Raw genomic sequence first — 17,614 nt, 5'->3', positions numbered from 1 at the left:
CGCCGTGGGGGGGTCCGACCCGGGGGGCCACCGCCGGGGGCCCCTCAACCGGGGGTCCCCCCCGGCCCCGACGGCTCCGGGCTTCACCGGCGGTTCAGACAGCCAGTGCCTCCTCGCGCTCGGCGGGCGCGGGCTCGGCGGCGGCCGGGGCGTTCGTGGCCGGGACCTTCCTGAGCATCGTCAGCGACAGGACGATCGCCACGGCCACCAAAGCGGCCGCGATGCCGCCCGCCACGTTGAGCCCGTCGGTGTAGGCGGCCCGCGCCGCCGCCACCAACGCCTCGCCGGTCTGGCCCGGCAGGCTCTCGGCCGCCGTCAGCGCCCCTGAGAGCGTGTCTGGGGCGCCGGCGGGCATCGCCGCACGGTAGACGGCCGTGCCCACGCTGCCGAGGACCGCGACGCCCAGAGAGGTGCCGAGGTCGCTGGCGGTGGTGTTCACCGCGGAGGCGGCCCCGGCCTTCTCCGGCGGCGCCGACCCGATCACCAGAGCGGTGTTCAGCGCCATCGCCGGGGCGATGCCCGGGTAGAGCACGAAGAAGCCGGTGAGCAGCATCGGCAGACCGGCGACGCTGCCGACCTGGGTCATCAGCAGGTAGCCGATCACCGAGAGGAACGCGCCGCCGCTGATCACGTACGCCGGCCGTACCCGGCGGGCGATGACCGGCGACAACGTCGAGACGGCCACCAGCGCGAGCGCCGCGGGAAGGATCCACAGACCCGCCTCCAGCGGCGAGAGCCCCGCCACGAGCTGCAGGTACTGCGTGAACAGCAGGTACACGCCGCCCAGCGCGACCGCGCTCAGCATGAACACGCTCAGGGCGCCGCTGAACACCTTGTCGGCGAACAGCCGCACGTCCAGGAGCGGGTTCTCCAGCCGCAGCTGCCTGCGGACGAAGATCACGCCGAACAGCAGGCCGACCGCGAGCGTGCCCAGCGAGATCACGCCGGGACCCGCCTTGGCCAGCTCCTTCACCCCGTACACGATCGGCAGCAGCGTCGCCATCGACAGCAGCACGCTCAGCGGGTCCAGCCCGCCGCTCTTCGGCGCGCGGTACTCGGGGATCAGGAACGGCGCGCCCACCAGCACGAGCACCATCACCGGCACGCCCGCCAGCAGGGCCGCGCCCCACCAGAACGCCTCCAGCAGCAACCCGCCCACCAGCGGGCCGATCGCCACGCCGACGGAGATCGAGGCCGCCCACAGCCCGATGGCGGTGCCGCGCTGCCTGTCGTCCTTGAACATGTTGCTGATCAGCGACAACGTCGAAGGCATCACCGCCGCCGCGCCCACGCCCATCACCGCGCGGGCCGCGATCAGCAGCTCCGCATTAGGCGCCAGCGCCGCCAGCAACGAGGCCACGCCGAAGGCCGCGGCGCCGAACAACAGCACCTTCCTGCGTCCGATGCGGTCGCCCACGGTGCCCATCGCCACGAGCAGGCCCGCCATCATGAAGCCATAGATGTCATTGATCCACAACAGCTGCGCGCCGCTCGGGTCCAGGTCCGCCGCGATCTGCGGCGTGGCCAGGAAGAGCACCGTCATCGCCAGGAAGAGCAGCACGGTGGGCAGCAGAAGTATCGAGAGCCCGAACCACTGCCGGGGTCCAGCCTTGTTCATGAGAATTCCTGTCTGAGAAGTCTGAGGAGCATGCGATCGACGGCCGACGGGATCAGCAGCGCCGGGTCGCTCACGAGCGCGACCGGCTTGCCCCGCCACGCCTCGGCGCACCAGAACACCGCCTTGCGCAACGACCAGGTCCGTACCGCGACCACCACGAACCCCTCCGCCGCGGCGAGCCAAGGCATCAGATCGTGTACGGCCGGCGGCACCAACGCCCGGCCGGGCGCCGGATCCGGCAGGCACGCGGCCTCGAGATCGATCACGTCGACCTCCAGGCCGTGGCGCGCACAGGCTCGCTCAGCGATCAACATGGCCGCCGAGTGGTCAGAGCCTGTGACCACCGCCAGCCGCGGGTGTCCGTCGTTCATGTCCTGGACTGTGCCTGCGGGCGCTCCAGGTTTTCTCCAGCTCCACTACCGTGAGGCTCATGCGTTTCGGGGTACTTGGTCCGCTCGCGGTGTGGGGACCGGAAGGTGCGCAGGTCAGAGTGCCTGAGGTGAAGGTCCGCGCCCTGCTGGCCCACCTGCTCATCGACCCGGGGAAGGTGGTGCCCGCCGACCGCCTCATCGACTCGCTCTGGAGCGGCGCGCTGCCCGCCAACCCCGCCGGCGCCCTGCAGACCCGCGTCTCCCAGCTCCGCAGGATCGTCGGCAAGGAGAGCGTGGTGTCCGGCGCCTCCGGGTACCGGCTCCAGGTGGAGCCCGGCGACGTCGACACCGGACGTTTCCAGACGCTGCTGTCCGAAGCCCGCACCGGCGCGCCCGAGGCCAGGGCGGCGTTGCTGGCCGACGCGCTGGCACTGTGGCGCGGGCCCGCGCTGATCGACTTCGCCGACGAGGAGTTCGCCAGGCCCGAGATCGCCCGCCTGGAGGAACTGCGGCTGACCGCGCTGGAAGACCACGCCGAGACGCGGCTCGAACTGGGCGAGCACGCCCTGCTCGCCGACGAACTCGGTGACCTGGTCGGCCGGCACCCTCTCCGGGAACGGCTGCGCGCTTCCCACATGCGGGCCCTCTACCGGTCCGGGCGGCAGAAGGAGGCGCTGGACAGTTACGGCGCGCTTCGGGCTCGGCTTGACGAGGATCTCGGGCTGGAGCCCGGGCCTGAGCTGGCCGGGCTGCACCAGGCCATCCTGCGGCAGGATCCCTCGCTGGACGCGCCGGTGCGGGAGGCCCGCCGTACGAACCTGCCCGTCGCCCTGACCGACCTCGTCGGCCGCGACGACGCGGTGTCCGCCGTCGTCGGGCTGCTGGGCGAGGCCAGGCTGGTGACGCTGACTGGACCGGGCGGTGTGGGGAAGACGCGGCTGGCGATGGAGACGGCGGGCCGGTTGACCTCCTCCGAGCCGGACGGGGTCTGGCTCGTCGAACTGACCGCAGCCACCTCGGCCGTCTCCGGGGCCTCTTCGGCCACCTCGGCCGGCTCCGGCGTCTCTTCGGCCACCTCGGCCGGCTCCGGGGTCTCTTCGGCCGCCTCGGTGGCCGGGGCGACTGAGGTGGCCGAGGTTGTCGCGGCGGCCCTCGGCGTCCGTGACGAGGGGCCGGACCTGGCCGGGCGGCTGGCCGAGGCGCTGCGCGGCAAGAGGATGCTGCTCGTGCTGGACAACTGCGAGCACGTGACCGAGCCTGTCGCCCGGCTCGCCGCGCTCCTGCTGCGGACCGCGCCCGAGCTACGCATCCTCGCCACCAGCCAGGAGCCGCTCGGTGTCGCGGGCGAGCAGGTGTGGAGCGTGCCCACGCTGGCCCAGAAGGACGCGGAGCGCCTGTTCGCCGCCCGGGTCGCGGACGCCGCGCCCGGTGTGGAGCTCGATCCCGACGCCGTGGCGGCCATCTGCCGGCGACTCGACGGGATTCCGCTGGCGCTGGAGCTGGCGGCCACCCGCGTCCGGGCACTCGGTGTCCGGGAGCTGGCCGCGCGGCTCGACGACCGGTTCCGGGTGCTGGGGGGCTCCCGGAACGACGTGCCCGCCCGGCAGCGGACGCTCCGGGCAATGATCGACTGGAGCTGGGAGCTGCTCGGGCCTGCCGAGCGGCTGGTGTTGCGGCGGCTGGCCGTACACGCTGACGGGTGCACTTTGGAGGCGGCCGAGGCTGTCTGCGGCGACGACGCGCTGGACGTCCTGCCCCGGCTGGTGGACCGGTCGCTGGTCGTGGTCGGCGACGGGCCCCGATACCGGCTGCTGGAGTCGGTCGCCGCCTACTGCCAGGAGCGGCTGCTGGAGGCCGGGGAGAGCGAGGAGATGCGGCTGCGGCACCGGGACCACTACCTCGCGCTGGCCGAGCGCGCCGAGCCGTACCTGCGTGGGCCCGAGCAGCGCAAATGGTTGCTGCGACTGGACGCCGAAGCCGCCAACTTCCGCGCCGCGCTGACCGCGGACGACAGCGGGAGCTCCGAACGGCTGGTCAACGCGCTCGCCTGGTACTGGGTCCTGCGCGGACGGCTCGGCGAGGGCCGCAGATGGCTGGCCCAGATCACCGCCCCGGGCGACATCACGCGTACATGGCTGGCCGCCTTCACCCTGCGTACCGGCGAGGCGATCACCTCGGTCCCCGTCGCGGCCCCCACCGCCGACGTCGCCGCGCTCACCGGCCTGGCGCGAGCTCAGGCCTTCCTGGCCTCCGCCCAGCTGGGCATCGGCGACTCGGAGCCCGCCGAAGAACTCGCCGACCGCGCCTTGACCTCCTTCGCCGCGATTGGCGACGAATGGGGTACGGCTTTCGCCCGCTCAGTCCAGGCCCGCCAGGCGTTGCTACGCAGCGACCTGGACGGTGCCCGAGCCTACGGCCGGGAAAGCCTGGACCTGTTCGCCCAGCTGGGCGACCGCTGGGGCCAGTCCCACGCCGGGTTCGCCGTCGCCTGGCACGCCGAAATCGTGGGCGACTACGCCGAGTCGGCCCGCGTACACCGCGATGGCCTCCGCATGTCCGAAGAACTCGGCCTATGGACCGAGGTAGCCGACAAAATGTCCCAGCTGGGACGTCTAGCCCTCCTGGCCGGAGCCTTCGACCAGGCCGACTCGCTCCACACGCGAGCCATGGCACTGTCCGCCGAACAGGGCTACACGGTGGGGGAGGAGTTCGCCGCCCTGGGCCTGGCCCTGAGCGCCCGCCGCCAGGGCCGCCTGGATGAGGCGGAGGCGCACCTGCTGGCCTGGATCGACTGGGACCACGCCCTGGACTCCGACGCCGCATTGGCCCTGATCTTCGCCGAACTGGGTTTCATCGAAGAGATGCGCGGCTCGTACTCGGCCGCCGAAGCCCGCCACCAGCAAAGCCTGACCCGGGCCCGAGCCGTAGGCGACCCCCGAGCCATAGCCCTCGCCCTGGAGGGCCTGGCCGGTACCGCCACCTCAGAGACGGCCGGCGCCTACCTCCTCGGCCAGGCAGCCGCCCTGCGCCTGTCCGTCGACGCCCCGTTGCCGGAGGGCGAGCGTTTCGACGTCGACCGCATCACGGCACGCCTGCGCGCATCGCTGGGCCCCAAGTTCACCGTCGCCTACACCGAAGGCCTCACCAACCCACCGAAGTAACGCCCGGCCGCAACCCCCACAACGACGCCCAGCGTCAACCCGCCACGACGACGCCCGGAGCGTCAACCCGCCGCGACAACCTCGATCTCCACCAGCCATTCGTCGACCAGCGTCTGCGCGACGATCGCCGTCGTCGGCACAGCCCGCCCCTTGAGCGCCGCCACCCGAGCCGCCGCATTCGCCGCCGCATAAGCCGGATCGCGCAGATAACTGGTGAGCCGAACGATGTTGTCCACCGTCATACCGGCGCTGGCGAGAATAGCCCGAATATTCGCCCATATAAGCCCCAGCTGCTCCTCCAATGTGGCCCCGGGCTGCCCATCGGCATCCAACCCCATCGTCCCCGCCACAAACAACAACCGCTCAGCCCCACGAACCTCGACCGCATGCACATAGTCCCCGGTGGCCGAGTAAACCCCACGTTCCGGATTAACCGTCTTTATCTCCATAGCCAGCACGCTACCTGCACAAGCCCCTCTCCAACCCCCGCCGATTGGCCGCTTAATTGGCCATGGCCAGGTGGAGATTTCCATAACCGGTTGCGACGAAATTTATACGGAGAGTAGTCTCTGTCATGCGAGGCAGCGCCCAAGTCGGGGGACAGGCGCTACCATCCGCGGTTGCCGCAACCAGAAGTAGCCCTCGCCAGGCGCTCTACCGAGCACCTGGCGAGGCGCTCGGTAGGGACGCCCGCCACACGCCGAACCCCCGGACCGCCAAGATGCTGCCTGGCCCCCGGAGCCTGCCCGGATATCCGCATGCGTCCCGAATTTTGCAGACCGCAAGCGGGCAAGCGCCTCCGTCCGGGACAAAAACCTGGGTTTTCATGAAGTGAGGCACGCTCGCTCATAACCACGCCCCCACGCTGTCCCGACAAACCACGCGATAGCCACCTTTGCCACCACGGGTTATGGGCCCGATGCTCCGAGGAGAACTGTTACCCGCGGAAACTTGGCGCACCACCCCATGAGCTGGCATGTTCCCCTCCCACAACACCCTCCGACAGCGGAGAATGATGGATGTGACCCAGAGCGTGATCCCCCAGCCGGGCATGTGGTTCGAGCATGCCTTGAACTCCCAGAACGACCGCCCGGCACTGTACATGATCACTAAGATCGCCGACCCCGGCCCCACAGCCCTTCCTCAGGTTCACTACCAACGTCTCGGCGCCACATCCGACGACCGAGCCGAAAGCATCGACGCCGACCTGTTCGACGACATAGTCCTGCGCTGGCTGACCCCCGAGGAAGCCGTACGGGCAGAGATCCACGCCCGCTACCACCCTGGCACCTATTGACGCCGGCACCGAGGTAAGCGACGGCGGGAGAGGACAGACCCCTCCGCCCTCTCTCGCCGTCGGAGGAGACCGCTTTCAGCGGCCCCTTGTCGTCCACACCACAACCACAGCAGCGAGCTCGGTCAGGCCGTGTCGCCGGACGGGGGTTGCGTGGTTCAACCCCATCTACCCTTTCTGGGTCAGCCTGCTGTGACCTTGGCGTAGTGGAAGATGTCGAGCGGAAGTGGGTGCTCCAGCTTCCATTGGAAGCGGACCGGCCGGTCGCCGTCGCAGTCCATGTACGTCATGGGTCCGGCATACAGGTACGGCGGCGCGCCCAGACCCTCGTCCCGCTTGTGCTCTCTGATGAAGAGGTGGACGGTGGATTCACCGGACATGTAACGCCTGGCGGTTGGGTTGGTGCGGCGCAGCGTGGACTGTGACTCCCACTGGAAGCGCGTGGGAGTGATGGCGCGGTCGTGGTACATCGTGGTGGGTGAGTAGAGGGTTTCCGACTTGTCGATCGTGACGAAGAACAGGTCGGCGCGGGCCTCGGGGATCCATTTGATGCCTTCGCGCATGTGGGCGGGCTTGTCCACGCCGAAGGCAGCGAGGGCCTCGTTCTTGCTGTAGGTGGCGTGGATGTGCAGGGGGACATCGCCGTGCAGTGGATGAGTCACGCGGTGGCGGCGCTCGGCGAGCAAGTCGGCCAGTTCCCGCACTTCGCTCACCCGATCGATGTGGGTGAGTAGTTCGGCCATACGGTTCTCGGCGGTGGAGATCGGTTGGGTGCCGCCCCAGACGGTCACGTCCAGCATCGCTAGGAGTCGCTGTTCGCGCACGGATGTGCCACCGCCGAGGTTGCGCAGGAGCGCGAGGCGCTCCGGGTCGTCGATGCGGAGCATACGACTGAGCGCCTTGCCGATCTTGTCGTCTTGTGGGCCTGCCGTACCTCCTCTTTGTGCCGCGCGGAGCAAAGCGGCCCAGCCGGGGCGGCGGCGGTAGAGGTCTTCCAGTTCCAGCCCGGTCTCCTCCAGGAAGGCGGCCAGAGTGGTCTGCTCAGGCAGGGAGACGAGCTCCGCGGTCAAGTCGGGCCAGCGGAGGTTGAGTGATTGGCGGATGTTAGCCATGACCAGGCGGGACACTTCCCGATCCAGGTCGATGTGGCAGCCAGGTGGCAGGGTGGGGAAGCCGTTTTCGACCTCATGAGCGACTCCGGTACGGCTAGCGCCGGTCAACGCCCGGTAACGGCGGTCGAAGCGGAACTGGCGGTGCTGATTGCCGATGAAATCCAGCACAGTCAGGCAGGCCTTGCCGTTGTCGAGGCGCAGGCCGCGGCCGAGTTGCTGGAGAAAGATGGTTGCGCTGTCAGTGGGGCGGAGAAACAGCACGGTGTCGATGCTGGGAATGTCGACGCCCTCGTTGAACAGGTCAACGGTGAAGATGACGTTGACCTCGCGGGACTTCAGCTGCTGGAGTCCAGCGACGCGATCGCCGTTCCGGGAAGTGATCGCCAGGGCTGGGATGCCTGCCTCGTTGAAGCGCCGGGCCATGTACTCGGCATGATCGATGCTGACGCAGAAGCCGAGTGCGCGCATGCGCGCGACGTCGCCGACCTTGCGCTGCAGGGTTTCGACGACGAGGCCGACGCGGGTGTCGTTGCCGGTGAAGACGTTACTGAGTTGGGCCAGGTCGTAGCCCTGGCCACGCTTCCATGGCACGGCTGACAGATCGACGCCGTCATGTACACCGAAGTACTGGAAGGGCACCAGGAGTTGGCGTTCGATGGCCTCCCACAGTCGGAGTTCAGCGGCGATCCGGCCGCCGAACCAATGTTTGATGTCCTGGCCGTCGGCGCGTTCCGGGGTGGCGGTCAGGCCGAGAAGCACACGCGGCTTGAGGTGGTTGAGGAGGCGGGTGTAAGTGGTGGCTTCGGCATGATGGAATTCGTCCACGATCACCATGTCGAAAGCCGTGGGGTTGAGATCGGCGTTCTGTAGTGACTGAATGGAGGCGAACACGTGACGCCACTGTTCCGGACGCCGTCCGCCTACGTAGAGTTCGCCGAAGGAGCCTTCGCGCAACACCTGGCGAAAGGTGGCCTGGCTCTGGGTGAGAATCTCTTCCCGATGGGCCACGAAAAGCAATGAGCCGACCTCGCCGGCATCGCGCAGGTCTCTGTAGTCCAAGGCCGACACCACGGTCTTGCCGGTGCCGGTGGCCATCACGACCAAGTTTCGCCAGCGGTCATGGATTCGGCGTTCCGCCGCGAGTTCAGCCAGGATCTCGCTCTGGTAGCCGAACGGGCGCACATCGATCGAGGCGATCGCCAGAGGAAGTTCGCGCGGCCCGGCGCTTTCGAACTCCAGGGCCTTGTCCAGCCGATCGCGATCGATGGTGGGGTCGTAGGTCTCGAAGGCGGGATCGCCCCAATACTCCTCGAATGTGGCGGCGAAGGTATCGAGGAGATGGGGCTGCTCGATTGCGGACATGCGGACGTTCCATTCCAAGCCGTCTATGAGGGCGGACTTGGACAGGTTGGAGGAGCCGACGTACGCCGTGGAGAATCCGCTGTTTCTGCGGAACAGCCACGCCTTTGCATGGAGTCGGGTGGTCTTGGTTTCGTAGGAGATCTTGATCTCGGCGCCGAGTTCCTCCAGACGGTCCAAGGCGCGGCGTTCAGTTGCCCCTCGATAGGTCGTGGTGATCACTCGAAGCCTGCCGCCTCGCCGTACGAACTCGGCCAGGTCGTCTTCGATGATGCGCACGCCGTACCAGCGGACGAAGGCGCATAGCAGGTCGACGCGGTCGGCTGAAGCGAGCTCTCGCTTCAGCTCGTGCCCGACGCTGGGTTGTCCGTGGCCGTTGACCAACAGAGCACTGGCTGCCAGGGGCGTCTCTGGGCGTGGAGGGAAGACTGGCCTGCCGGTGGGGGTGTGGGTGCGGGTGATGGCCAGCAGGAGTTCGTGGGAGCTTGCGACCAAGTCCTCCTGAGCCGTATCACCGAGGAGCGTGGCGAGACGGTTGGCCAACTCGACCTGGCCTGCCAAGCGTTCCGCATCGGTTCCCCTCATGGAGCGAAGCGCTCTGCGGGTCAGTGCGGCCAGGTGGGCAGTCAGTACGTCTGCTGCCTCGATGTGGTCCAGTTGGCGCCGCTGGGTTATGCCGGCTTGGCCGTTGAGCTCGTGGGCCAGTCCCTCAGTGACGAGCTGCTCGTACAGGCCTGGCGCAAGATCGCTCATGGCCGGCACCGTAGCGGAAGGTGCGGACAGTTTCTCCCGAATGCCTGAGAGCCGGTCACCACACTCGGGGGGAGATCAATTCCTCGTGGTCCGCATTCGCGAAGCCGTACGCCTTGGATATGAACTCGAACTCTTCGCCGATCGCATCGCGTGCGACGTTTTCGATCTCGCTGTCGGCTTCCTCGAATTCGGACTCCAGGTCGTTGAACTCTTCGGTCGTGGCGTGGGTCAGTACATACAGAGCTGTGAGGTCAGCGGGCCCTTCCGCGCGCAGAGACCCAGCAGGATCGCCTTCCCCTTGTCGACGACGTGGTTGGGGTAGTAGCCGTCCTGGTACATGGACTCGAGGAAGTTGTGGCCGGCGACCTGCAGATTGGTGAGTGGCATCGTGACCTTCATTCTTGGAGCACCGGTGTAAGGGGCGGCTACCAAGGTCGTTGCCCAGGTTTCTCCCAGAAACGGGAGAAGGGCCCTCACCGCTTTGCGGATCAGGCCCTTGACCATGTACTGCTGGGTCGGGGTGGCGGGATTTGAACCCACGGCCTCTTCGTCCCGAACGAAGCGCGCTGCCAAGCTGCGCTACACCCCGGTCGCACGCCGGTCTTGCGCGTGCTTGGGAAAGTCTAGCGGACTTCGCGGGTGCTTGTGACCGCATAATCCGTCAGCGGCGCGGTACCAGGGTGAGCAGGGTCGCCTCCGGGAAGCAGGCGAAGCGGACCGGGGCGTACGGGGAGGTGCCCAGGCCGGCGGAGACGTGGAGCCAGGCGGAGTCGTGGGTGCTCAGGCCCTTGACGCGGGCCCGGTCGATGCCGCAGTTGGTGACCAGGGCGCCGTAGAAGGGGATGCAGAGCTGGCCGCCGTGGGTGTGGCCGGCGAGCAGGAGCTGGTAGCCGTCGGCGGCGAAGCGGGTCATGTTGCGCGGCTCGGGGGAGTGCATGACGCCCAGGCGGAGGTCGGCGTCGGCGGGGGCGGGGCCGGCTACCAGGTCGTAGCGGTCGCGGTCGATGTGGGAGTCGTGGATGCCGGCCACGGCCACGTCCAGGTCGGCGACCTTCAGGCGGGCGGTCGTGTTGTTCATGTCGAGCCAGCCTTCTGCGGCCATGCCTTCGCCCAGTTCTCGCCACGGGAGCGACGGCACGTGCTGGCGGCGCTCGTTGCGGGAGGTGCGCCACAGGTAGCGGGCGGGGTTTTTGAACACGGGCGCGTACAGGTCGTTGGAGCCGTACACGAACAGGCCGGGGCGGGACATGAGCGGCTCCAGGGCGTGGAGCAGCGAGGGGACGGCGTCCGGGTGGGCGATCGAGTCGCCGGTGTTGACCACCAGGTCGGGTTCGAGCGAGCCGAGCGAGCGTACCCAGTTGATGAGCTTTTTGCGGCCGGGCGTCAGGTGCAGGTCGGACAGGTGGAGGATGCGCACCGGGCGCTGCCCCCGGGCCAGGACCGGAACGTCGAATCGGCGCAGCCGGAACCAGTTGCGCTCGACGACCGAGGCGTACCCGAGCCCGGCGATGCCGAGACCCAGCAGGGACAGTGGTATAGCGGCGGCTTTCCTCACGTACTTATGATGCCCGACATCCGGCACGAGAGGTGCCGCTCAAGCGGCAAGATGGACCGCATGAGCGCATTGAAGGACAAGCTGAAGGCCGATCTGACGGCCTCCATGAAGGCCAAGGACGAGGTTCGCCTCCGCACGATCAGGATGGTTCTGTCGGCCGTCAACGTCGAGGAGGTTTCGGGCAAGCAGGCCAGGGAGCTCAGCGACGACGAGATCGTCAAGGTGCTGACCAAGGAGGCCAAGAAGCGCCGCGAGGCGGCCGAGGCGTTCGGCAACGCCGGGCGCGCCGCGCAGGCCCAGGCGGAGCTGGACGAGCAGGCGGTGCTGGAGGAGTACCTGCCGGCGCAGCTCTCGGACGAGGAGCTGAACGCGCTGGTCGACGCCGCGATCGCGGAGAGCGGCGCGACCGACCCGAAGGCGATGGGCGCGGTCATGAAGGTGCTCAACCCGAAGGTCGCCGGCCGCGCCGAGGGCGGGCGTGTCGCCGCCGCCGTGCGCGCGCGCCTGTCCGGGTGATCGACGTCGTGTGATCGGAGCCATCCGTTACGGCGAAGCCGCCGCCACCCACCACCCGCCGCCGCCCCGCGGGTCCGCGCTTCCACGCCCGGCAGCCTGACGGGCGGGCCGCCGTGACGTCGCCTCCTTGACCAAGCGCCCCGGAAAAGGCCCCTGAAACGCGTTGAGAGGCCTCCCAGAGGCCTCTCAACGGTTCGGAGGGCTAGTTGCCCGGGGTGATGGGCCCGAAGTCGCCGTCGTCCGGGTCGAACAGGTCGAACGGATCGCCGCCCCGGTCGTCGGGTTCGCCGTCCCCGCCCCGGTCCTTGTCCTTCTTGACCGGCTTGGGCGCGCAGATGTCGCCGCAGCCGCCGAAGCGCTCCATGTTCACCGGCGTGAACTCCGCCGCCTCGATCCCCTTCAGCGCCTGCATCATCGACTGCTTCCAGATGGGGCCGGAGATGGAGGCGCCGTAGACGTAGCTGTAGCCGCGTCCGCCGATGGTGACGCCCATGAGGCGGTTGTCGAACGCGCCGCGGGGGTCGCCGATGCTGACGGCGGAGGAGAGGTTCGGGGTGTAACCGGCGAACCAGGCGGCCGTGTAGCCGTCGGTGGTGCCCGTCTTACCTGCCGCGTCCCTGCCGATGCCGCCGACGCCGCTCATGGTGCCCTTGGTGAACACGCCGGACAGGATGCCGCTGACGGCGTCGGCGACCTCCTCGTCCATGACCCGCGTGCACTTGGGCTTGAACCGCTTGGCCTTGCCGTAGCGGTCGACGATCTCGGTGATGGCCAGCGGCTTGCAGGACTGGCCGCGCGAGGCGAAGACGGCGTAGGTGCTGGCGACGGTGACCGGGTCGGTCTCGTTGATGCCGAGCGTGAAGGTCTCGAACTCGCGCAGCGGCTGCCCGTCGGCGCGCTTGAGCCCGAGCTTCTTGGCCATCTTGACGGTCTTGCAGAGGCCGACGCGCTCTTCGAGCTTCATGAAGAACGTGTTGACCGAGCCCCACGTGCCGGACTGCAGCGTCTTGAAGCCGCCGCCGCCCTCGCTGGAGTTGCGCACCTGGTGGGACGGCTCGCCGACGCGGTTGCCCTTGCAGTCGCGGAAGGCGCCGTAGCTGGGCGCGTTGTAGCCGGCCGGGGAGGGGAAGCCGTCGCCGTACTTGTAGCCCTCTTCGAGGGCCGCGGCCAGCGTGTACGGCTTCGCCGTCGACCCCTGCTGGAACCCGCCGCCGCCGCCGTGCTTGGCGTCGGCCACGACGTTGTAGCTGATCTCGTTCTTCTTCTTGTTGTTGCCGAACTTACGGCTGGCGGCCATCGCCTTGATCTCACCCGTGCCCGGGACGATCATGGCCTGCGAGGCGACCGGCTTGTCCTTGGTGCTGACCCAGTTCTTGATCGCCTTCTCGGCGGCCTTCTGCATCTGCGGGTCGATCGTGGTCTTGATCGTCAGCCCGCCGCGCTGCAGGAGCTTCTTGCGTTCCTCGGGGGTCTTGCCGAAGTCCTCGTTGTTGAGGATCTCGTACTGCACGTAGAGGCAGAAGTACGGATACGGGCTGGTCTCACAGCCACCCGGGAACTTCGTGTCCTTGTAGCCGAGCTTGGTGGCCTTGGCCGCGTCACGCTCGGCGGGAGTGATCTTGCCGAGCTGCGCCATCCGGTCCAGGACGATGTTGCGCCGCTCCAGGAGCGCCGCGCGCGACTCCTTGCTGACGTTGGGGTCGGTCCTGTTCGGATTCTGTACGGCTCCCGCCAGCGTGGCCGCCTCGGAGAGGTTGAGCTCGGCGGCCGACTTGCCGAAAAAGCGCTTGGAGGCCGCCTGGACGCCGTAGGCTCCTGCACCGAAGTAGGCGATGTTGAAGTACTTCTCCAGGACCTCGTCCTTGGTGTACTTCTTCTCGATCGCCAAGGCGTAGCGCAGCTCGTTGAGCTTGCGCGAGACCGTGGGCGCGATGGCGGCGGCCCGCTCGGCGTCGGTCTCGGCGGCGTTGAACAGCACCTGCTTCACGTACTGCTGCGTGATCGAGGAACCGCCCTGGGTCACGCCGCCGGACGTCATGTTCTTGAGGAGGGCACGGATGGTGCCCTCGATGTCGATCGGCCCGTGCTCGTAGAAGCGGAAGTCCTCGATGGAGATCAGCGCCGTCTTCATGATCGGAGAGACCTTGTCGAGCGTCACCGACTGCCGGTTCTCGAAGAAGAACTGGGCGATCTGCTTGCCCTTGGCGTCCTTGAGCACGGTGCGCTCGGGCAGCGGAGGTTCGTCCAGTTCCTCCGGCTTGAGGTTGAGATCCTCCATGGCTGACTTGGCCGTCACCCCGGCGCCGCCCACTGCGGGCAGCGCGATGGCGGCCGTCAGCACACCCGCGGCCGCCCCCGCGGCGATGAGCCGGATGACGTTCGTGACTGGTGATGAACGATCTTTGCCCTGAGCTTGCACAGGACCAAGAGTACGTCGAAAGAGTGTCGTTATCGGTAACCGAACCCCATTTCGCCTTGACTGGAAGGGGTGACTAGTCATTCCCGGTCAACACTCGGGCGAGAAATTGGTCCTCTGGGGTCTGTCGGCCCGAACGTCTCGTTGCATACGTTCTCCTCTGCGGCAACTGAATACGGAGGCTCGGCGCCCGCGCCCGTCGGCCCCAAGTGACGACTGACCACCTAAGGGGAGTGGGGTCGAAATGTGGATCACGGATTGGACCTCCCGTGCCGCCTGTCGAGGTGCGGATCCGGACGCGTTGTTCGTCCAGGGAGCCGCGCAGAACAGGGCTAAGCTGATCTGCCGAGGATGCCCGGTCCGTACCGAGTGCCTCGCCGATGCGCTCGACAACCGCATCGAGTTCGGGGTGTGGGGCGGTATGACGGAGCGGGAACGGCGGGCGCTGCTGAGGCGACGGCCAGACGTGGACTCGTGGCGGGAGCTGCTCGAGTCTGCGAAAGAAGAGTACGAACGGACAAACGAGCTGATAGCGGGCTAACCCCGCCTGGAAAGCACGGCCGGCGAGCGTCGGCCGTGCTTTCATGCTCCCGAAGCCAGGAGTTCCCCGATCTGGTGCAGACCCGCCAGGTCGTGGACGTCCTCCGACATGGCGCGGACCTGGACGACAGGCACCGTGGGGTGCGCGGAGACGAAGTGCTCCTGCTCCCGGTGCTCACGGGCCGCGAGCTGCATCCGCCCGGTGTGGAGCCGCAACACGGCGGCGGTCAGCTCGTGCTCGCCCTTGGACTCCAGGTCCTCCGCCGCGGCCGCGCTGCGCGCCGCCGAGATGCCCGACGCGGGCGAGAAGTGCACCCGGTTGACCACGAGCCCGGCCAGCGGCATGCGTTCCTCCGCGAGCCGTTCGACGAAGTACGAGGCCTCCCGCATCGCGTCGCGCTCGGGCGCGGCCACCACCACGAAGGCGGTGCCGGGCGCCTGCAGGAGCCGGTAGGTCATCTCCGCCCGCTGCCTGAACCCGCCGAAGACGGCGTCCAGCGCGGAGACGAACGTCTGCAGGTCCTTGAGCACCTGCGCGCCCAGCAGCTTGGTCATCGCGCCGGCCACGAGCCCGAACCCGGCGTTCAGCAGCCGGAAGGCGCTGCGGCCCCCGGCCTTGGCGGGCGCGGTGAGCAGCTTGATGAAACGCCCGTCGAGGAAGCGGCCGAGCCGTTCCGGGGCGTCGAGGAAGTCCAGCGCGGAGCGCGAGGGCGGGGTGTCGACGATGATCAGGTCCCACTCGTCCGAGCGGCGAAGCTGCCCGAGCTTCTCCATCGCCATGTACTCCTGCGTGCCGGAGAAGCTGGACGACAGCGACTGGTAGAAGGGGTTCGACAGGATCTGCCTGGCCCGCTCGGGGTCGGCGTGGGCCTCGATGATCTCGTCGAAGGTCCGCTTCATGTCGAGCATCATCGCGAACAGCTGGCCACCGCCCTCCTCGGCGGTGTGCACCAGTCTGGGGGTGTTGTCCAGCTCCGAGAGGCCCATCGACTGCGCGAGCCGCCTGGCCGGGTCCACGGTCAGCACGACCGCGCCCCGGCCCCGCTCCGCGGCCCGCAGGCCCAGTGCGGCGGCGGTCGTGGTCTTGCCCACACCGCCGGCGCCGCAGCAGACGATGATGCGGGTCCCGCGGTCGTCGAGGATGGCGTCGACGTCGAGGGGGGCGGGCTTCTTCACGCGGCTCCCTGGTTTCGGATGCTTGCGGCCAGCTCATAAAGGCCGGCCAGATCTACACCGTCGGCCAGCAGGGGGAGCTCGTATCGGGGCAGATCAGCCTGGTCGAGAGAGGCCCGCTCGGCGCGCTCGATCGCGGTACGGCGGGCGTGCTCCACCACCTCTCCCACGAGGGATTCGGCCACCGCCGCCGCGTCGGCCCCGTCGGCGAGACCGGCCGCCTTGAGCCCAAGTGTGAGTTCCCCCACGTCGAATCGGCCCTTGACAGCCGAGTCAAGTACGGCCCGCGGAAGCAGTGATTCACGGACCATATTGATGAAAATTCCGCCAGGCGGAAGGCCGGCAGAACGCAATTCGGCGAGGCCGTCCAGCGTCTCCTGAACCGGCATCTCCTCCAAAAGCGTGACAAAGTGCACAGCCGTCTCGGGGGACTTCACCACCCCGCTCACCAGGTCGGAGTGGTTCTTGATCGGCCCGACCTTGGCCAGCCCTGCCACCTCCTGGGTGACGTTCAGGAAGCGGGTGATCCGGCCGGTCGGCGGCGCGTCGAGCACCACGGCGTCGTAGACGCGCCTGCCGTTCTTGGCCCGCCGGCGCACGGCCTCGGTGGTCTTGCCCGTGACCAGGACGTCACGGAAGCCCGGCGCCACCGTGGTGGCGAAGTCGACGATGCCCATCCGGGTCAGCGCGCGGCCGGCGCGGCGCATGCCGTAGAACATCTCCATGTAGTCGAGCATGGCCTCTTCCGGGTCGATGGCCAGCGCGTAGACGTCACCGCCGTCGGGGGCCACCGCGATCTTGCGCTCCTCGTAGGGGAGAGGTGGCAGGTCGAAGATCTGCGCGATGCCCTGCCTGCCCTCCACCTCCACGAGCAGCACCTTGCGCCCGCCCGCGGCCAGCGCGAGTGCCAGCGCCGCGGCCACCGTCGTCTTGCCGGTGCCGCCCTTGCCGGTGACGACGTGCAGTCGCACGCCGTCCCAATCGGTGTCCCGAGAGTCCACGATTCGAGGCTACCTGGCGGTCACTTACGGAAACCTCCTGCGGGGCCTTTGAGCTCCGTCACACTACGCTGAGCCGCATGAAGAAATGGGAGTACCTCACAGCCCCGCTGCTGATCCACAACACCAAGATGATCCTGGACAACTTCGGCTCCGACGGCTGGGAACTGGTCCAGATCGTGCCGGGCCCCAACGCCGAGAACCTGGTCGCCTACTTCAAGCGGGAGAAGGCATGACCCCCGAGGAGAAAATCGCCGATCTCGGGCTGACGCTGCCCGAGGTCGTACCTCCGCTGGCCGCCTACATCCCCGCCGTACGCACCGGTGACCTCGTCTACACCTCGGGCCAGGTGCCCATGGTGGAGGGCAAGCTGGTCGGCTCCGGCAGGGTCGGCGCCGACCTCACGGCCGAGGAGGCCGCCGGCCACGCCCGCATCTGCGCGCTGAACGCGATCGCCGCCCTGAAGTCGCAGGTCGGCGACCTGGCGAAGGTCGTGCGGATCGTCAAGGTCGTGGTCTTCGTGGCCAGCGCCCCCGACTTCACCGGCCAGCCGAGCGTCGGCAACGGCGCCAGCGAGCTGCTGCGCGACGTCTTCGGCGACGCCGGGGTGCACGCCCGCAGCGCCGTGGGGGTGGCCGCGCTCCCGCTGGGGGCGTCGGTCGAGGTGGAGCTGATCGCCGAGGTTTCCTGACGGACCGGATATGTCACCATGACCGAGTGATGTTCTAGTTGGAGGTCATTGTGACTG

Annotated in this window: 14 protein-coding genes, 1 tRNA gene and 1 pseudogene; 6 read left to right on the top strand and 10 right to left on the bottom strand. The window is 68.3% G+C overall.

Features of this window, described 5'->3' with window-relative positions; translation table 11 throughout:
* Window positions 1-94 precede the first annotated feature (94 nt).
* Both ACFWY5_RS51695 and ACFWY5_RS51690 read right to left on the bottom strand, forming a co-directional pair.
* On the bottom strand, window positions 95-1,618 hold the full coding sequence (locus tag ACFWY5_RS51695; RefSeq protein ID WP_379611283.1) for an MFS transporter: 1,524 nt from the start codon (window positions 1,616-1,618) through the stop codon (window positions 95-97).
* Window positions 1,615-1,989 carry an NADPH-dependent FMN reductase gene (locus tag ACFWY5_RS51690; protein WP_379611284.1) on the bottom strand — a complete coding sequence of 125 codons (375 nt, stop codon included), beginning with the start codon at window positions 1,987-1,989 and terminating at the stop codon, window positions 1,615-1,617. Before ACFWY5_RS51690 ends, ACFWY5_RS51695 begins: the two co-directional genes overlap by 4 nt.
* Before the next feature lie 119 nt (window positions 1,990-2,108).
* Between ACFWY5_RS51690 and ACFWY5_RS51685 the strand changes: the two genes are divergently transcribed.
* Window positions 2,109-5,150, top strand: coding sequence for a BTAD domain-containing putative transcriptional regulator (locus ACFWY5_RS51685; RefSeq protein ID WP_379639448.1), 3,042 nt, complete (start codon window positions 2,109-2,111; stop codon window positions 5,148-5,150).
* A 62-nt stretch (window positions 5,151-5,212) separates the two neighbouring features.
* Here ACFWY5_RS51685 and ACFWY5_RS51680 read toward each other — a convergent pair whose 3' ends face one another.
* Window positions 5,213-5,599, bottom strand: a complete 387-nt coding sequence (locus ACFWY5_RS51680; protein ID WP_379639446.1) for a RidA family protein — start codon at window positions 5,597-5,599, stop codon at window positions 5,213-5,215.
* Window positions 5,600-6,171: 572 nt separating this feature from the next.
* On the opposite strand from ACFWY5_RS51680, the gene ACFWY5_RS51675 reads away from it, so the two are divergent.
* The gene (locus ACFWY5_RS51675; protein ID WP_379639445.1) at window positions 6,172-6,447 is read left to right on the top strand and encodes a hypothetical protein; all 276 of its coding nucleotides are present in this window, start codon (window positions 6,172-6,174) and stop codon (window positions 6,445-6,447) included.
* A 179-nt stretch (window positions 6,448-6,626) separates the two neighbouring features.
* On the opposite strand, the gene ACFWY5_RS51670 is transcribed toward ACFWY5_RS51675, so the two are convergent.
* The 4 genes and pseudogenes from ACFWY5_RS51670 to ACFWY5_RS51655 form a co-directional block, all read right to left on the bottom strand.
* Complete coding sequence (locus ACFWY5_RS51670) at window positions 6,627-9,668, bottom strand: DUF3427 domain-containing protein (RefSeq protein WP_379639444.1); 3,042 nt, start codon at window positions 9,666-9,668, stop codon at window positions 6,627-6,629.
* A gap of 55 nt (window positions 9,669-9,723) precedes the next feature.
* Window positions 9,724-10,007 (bottom strand): annotated as a pseudogene (locus ACFWY5_RS51665) (DUF5713 family protein).
* Between the two features lie 176 nt (window positions 10,008-10,183).
* Window positions 10,184-10,257 (bottom strand) — tRNA-Pro (locus ACFWY5_RS51660).
* Window positions 10,258-10,329: 72 nt separating this feature from the next.
* On the bottom strand, window positions 10,330-11,223 hold the full coding sequence (locus ACFWY5_RS51655; RefSeq protein WP_379611303.1) for a metallophosphoesterase: 894 nt from the start codon (window positions 11,221-11,223) through the stop codon (window positions 10,330-10,332).
* 60 nt (window positions 11,224-11,283) lie between these two features.
* Between ACFWY5_RS51655 and ACFWY5_RS51650 the strand changes: the two genes are divergently transcribed.
* Window positions 11,284-11,739 carry a GatB/YqeY domain-containing protein gene (locus ACFWY5_RS51650; protein ID WP_379611304.1) on the top strand — a complete coding sequence of 152 codons (456 nt, stop codon included), beginning with the start codon at window positions 11,284-11,286 and terminating at the stop codon, window positions 11,737-11,739.
* A gap of 202 nt (window positions 11,740-11,941) precedes the next feature.
* On the opposite strand, the gene ACFWY5_RS51645 is transcribed toward ACFWY5_RS51650, so the two are convergent.
* A complete protein-coding gene (locus ACFWY5_RS51645) occupies window positions 11,942-14,158 on the bottom strand; it encodes a transglycosylase domain-containing protein (RefSeq protein WP_379611305.1) in 2,217 nt (738 codons plus the stop codon).
* Window positions 14,159-14,399: 241 nt separating this feature from the next.
* On the opposite strand from ACFWY5_RS51645, the gene ACFWY5_RS51640 reads away from it, so the two are divergent.
* Entirely contained in the window at window positions 14,400-14,696 is a 297-nt protein-coding gene (locus tag ACFWY5_RS51640; protein ID WP_148036282.1) for a WhiB family transcriptional regulator, read from the top strand.
* 41 nt (window positions 14,697-14,737) lie between these two features.
* Here ACFWY5_RS51640 and ACFWY5_RS51635 read toward each other — a convergent pair whose 3' ends face one another.
* Complete coding sequence (locus ACFWY5_RS51635; RefSeq protein ID WP_379611306.1) at window positions 14,738-15,871, bottom strand: ArsA family ATPase; 1,134 nt, start codon at window positions 15,869-15,871, stop codon at window positions 14,738-14,740.
* The gene (locus ACFWY5_RS51630) at window positions 15,868-16,869 is read right to left on the bottom strand and encodes an ArsA-related P-loop ATPase (RefSeq protein ID WP_379639442.1); all 1,002 of its coding nucleotides are present in this window, start codon (window positions 16,867-16,869) and stop codon (window positions 15,868-15,870) included. The genes ACFWY5_RS51635 and ACFWY5_RS51630 overlap by 4 nt, the downstream gene beginning before the upstream one ends.
* Window positions 16,870-16,946: 77 nt before the next feature.
* Between ACFWY5_RS51630 and ACFWY5_RS51625 the strand changes: the two genes are divergently transcribed.
* Window positions 16,947-17,102, top strand: a complete 156-nt coding sequence (locus ACFWY5_RS51625) for a DUF4177 domain-containing protein (RefSeq protein ID WP_181019660.1) — start codon at window positions 16,947-16,949, stop codon at window positions 17,100-17,102.
* A complete protein-coding gene (locus ACFWY5_RS51620; RefSeq protein ID WP_379611309.1) occupies window positions 17,099-17,557 on the top strand; it encodes a RidA family protein in 459 nt (152 codons plus the stop codon). The genes ACFWY5_RS51625 and ACFWY5_RS51620 overlap by 4 nt, the downstream gene beginning before the upstream one ends.
* The last annotated feature ends 57 nt before the right edge of the window (window positions 17,558-17,614 follow it).

It is taken from the genome of Nonomuraea sp. NPDC059007 (assembly GCF_042740555.1).
Classification (GTDB): Bacteria; Actinomycetota; Actinomycetes; order Streptosporangiales; family Streptosporangiaceae; genus Nonomuraea.
The sequence above is the reverse complement of the archived record's forward strand: the minus strand, read 5'-3'. Positions and strand labels throughout refer to the sequence as shown.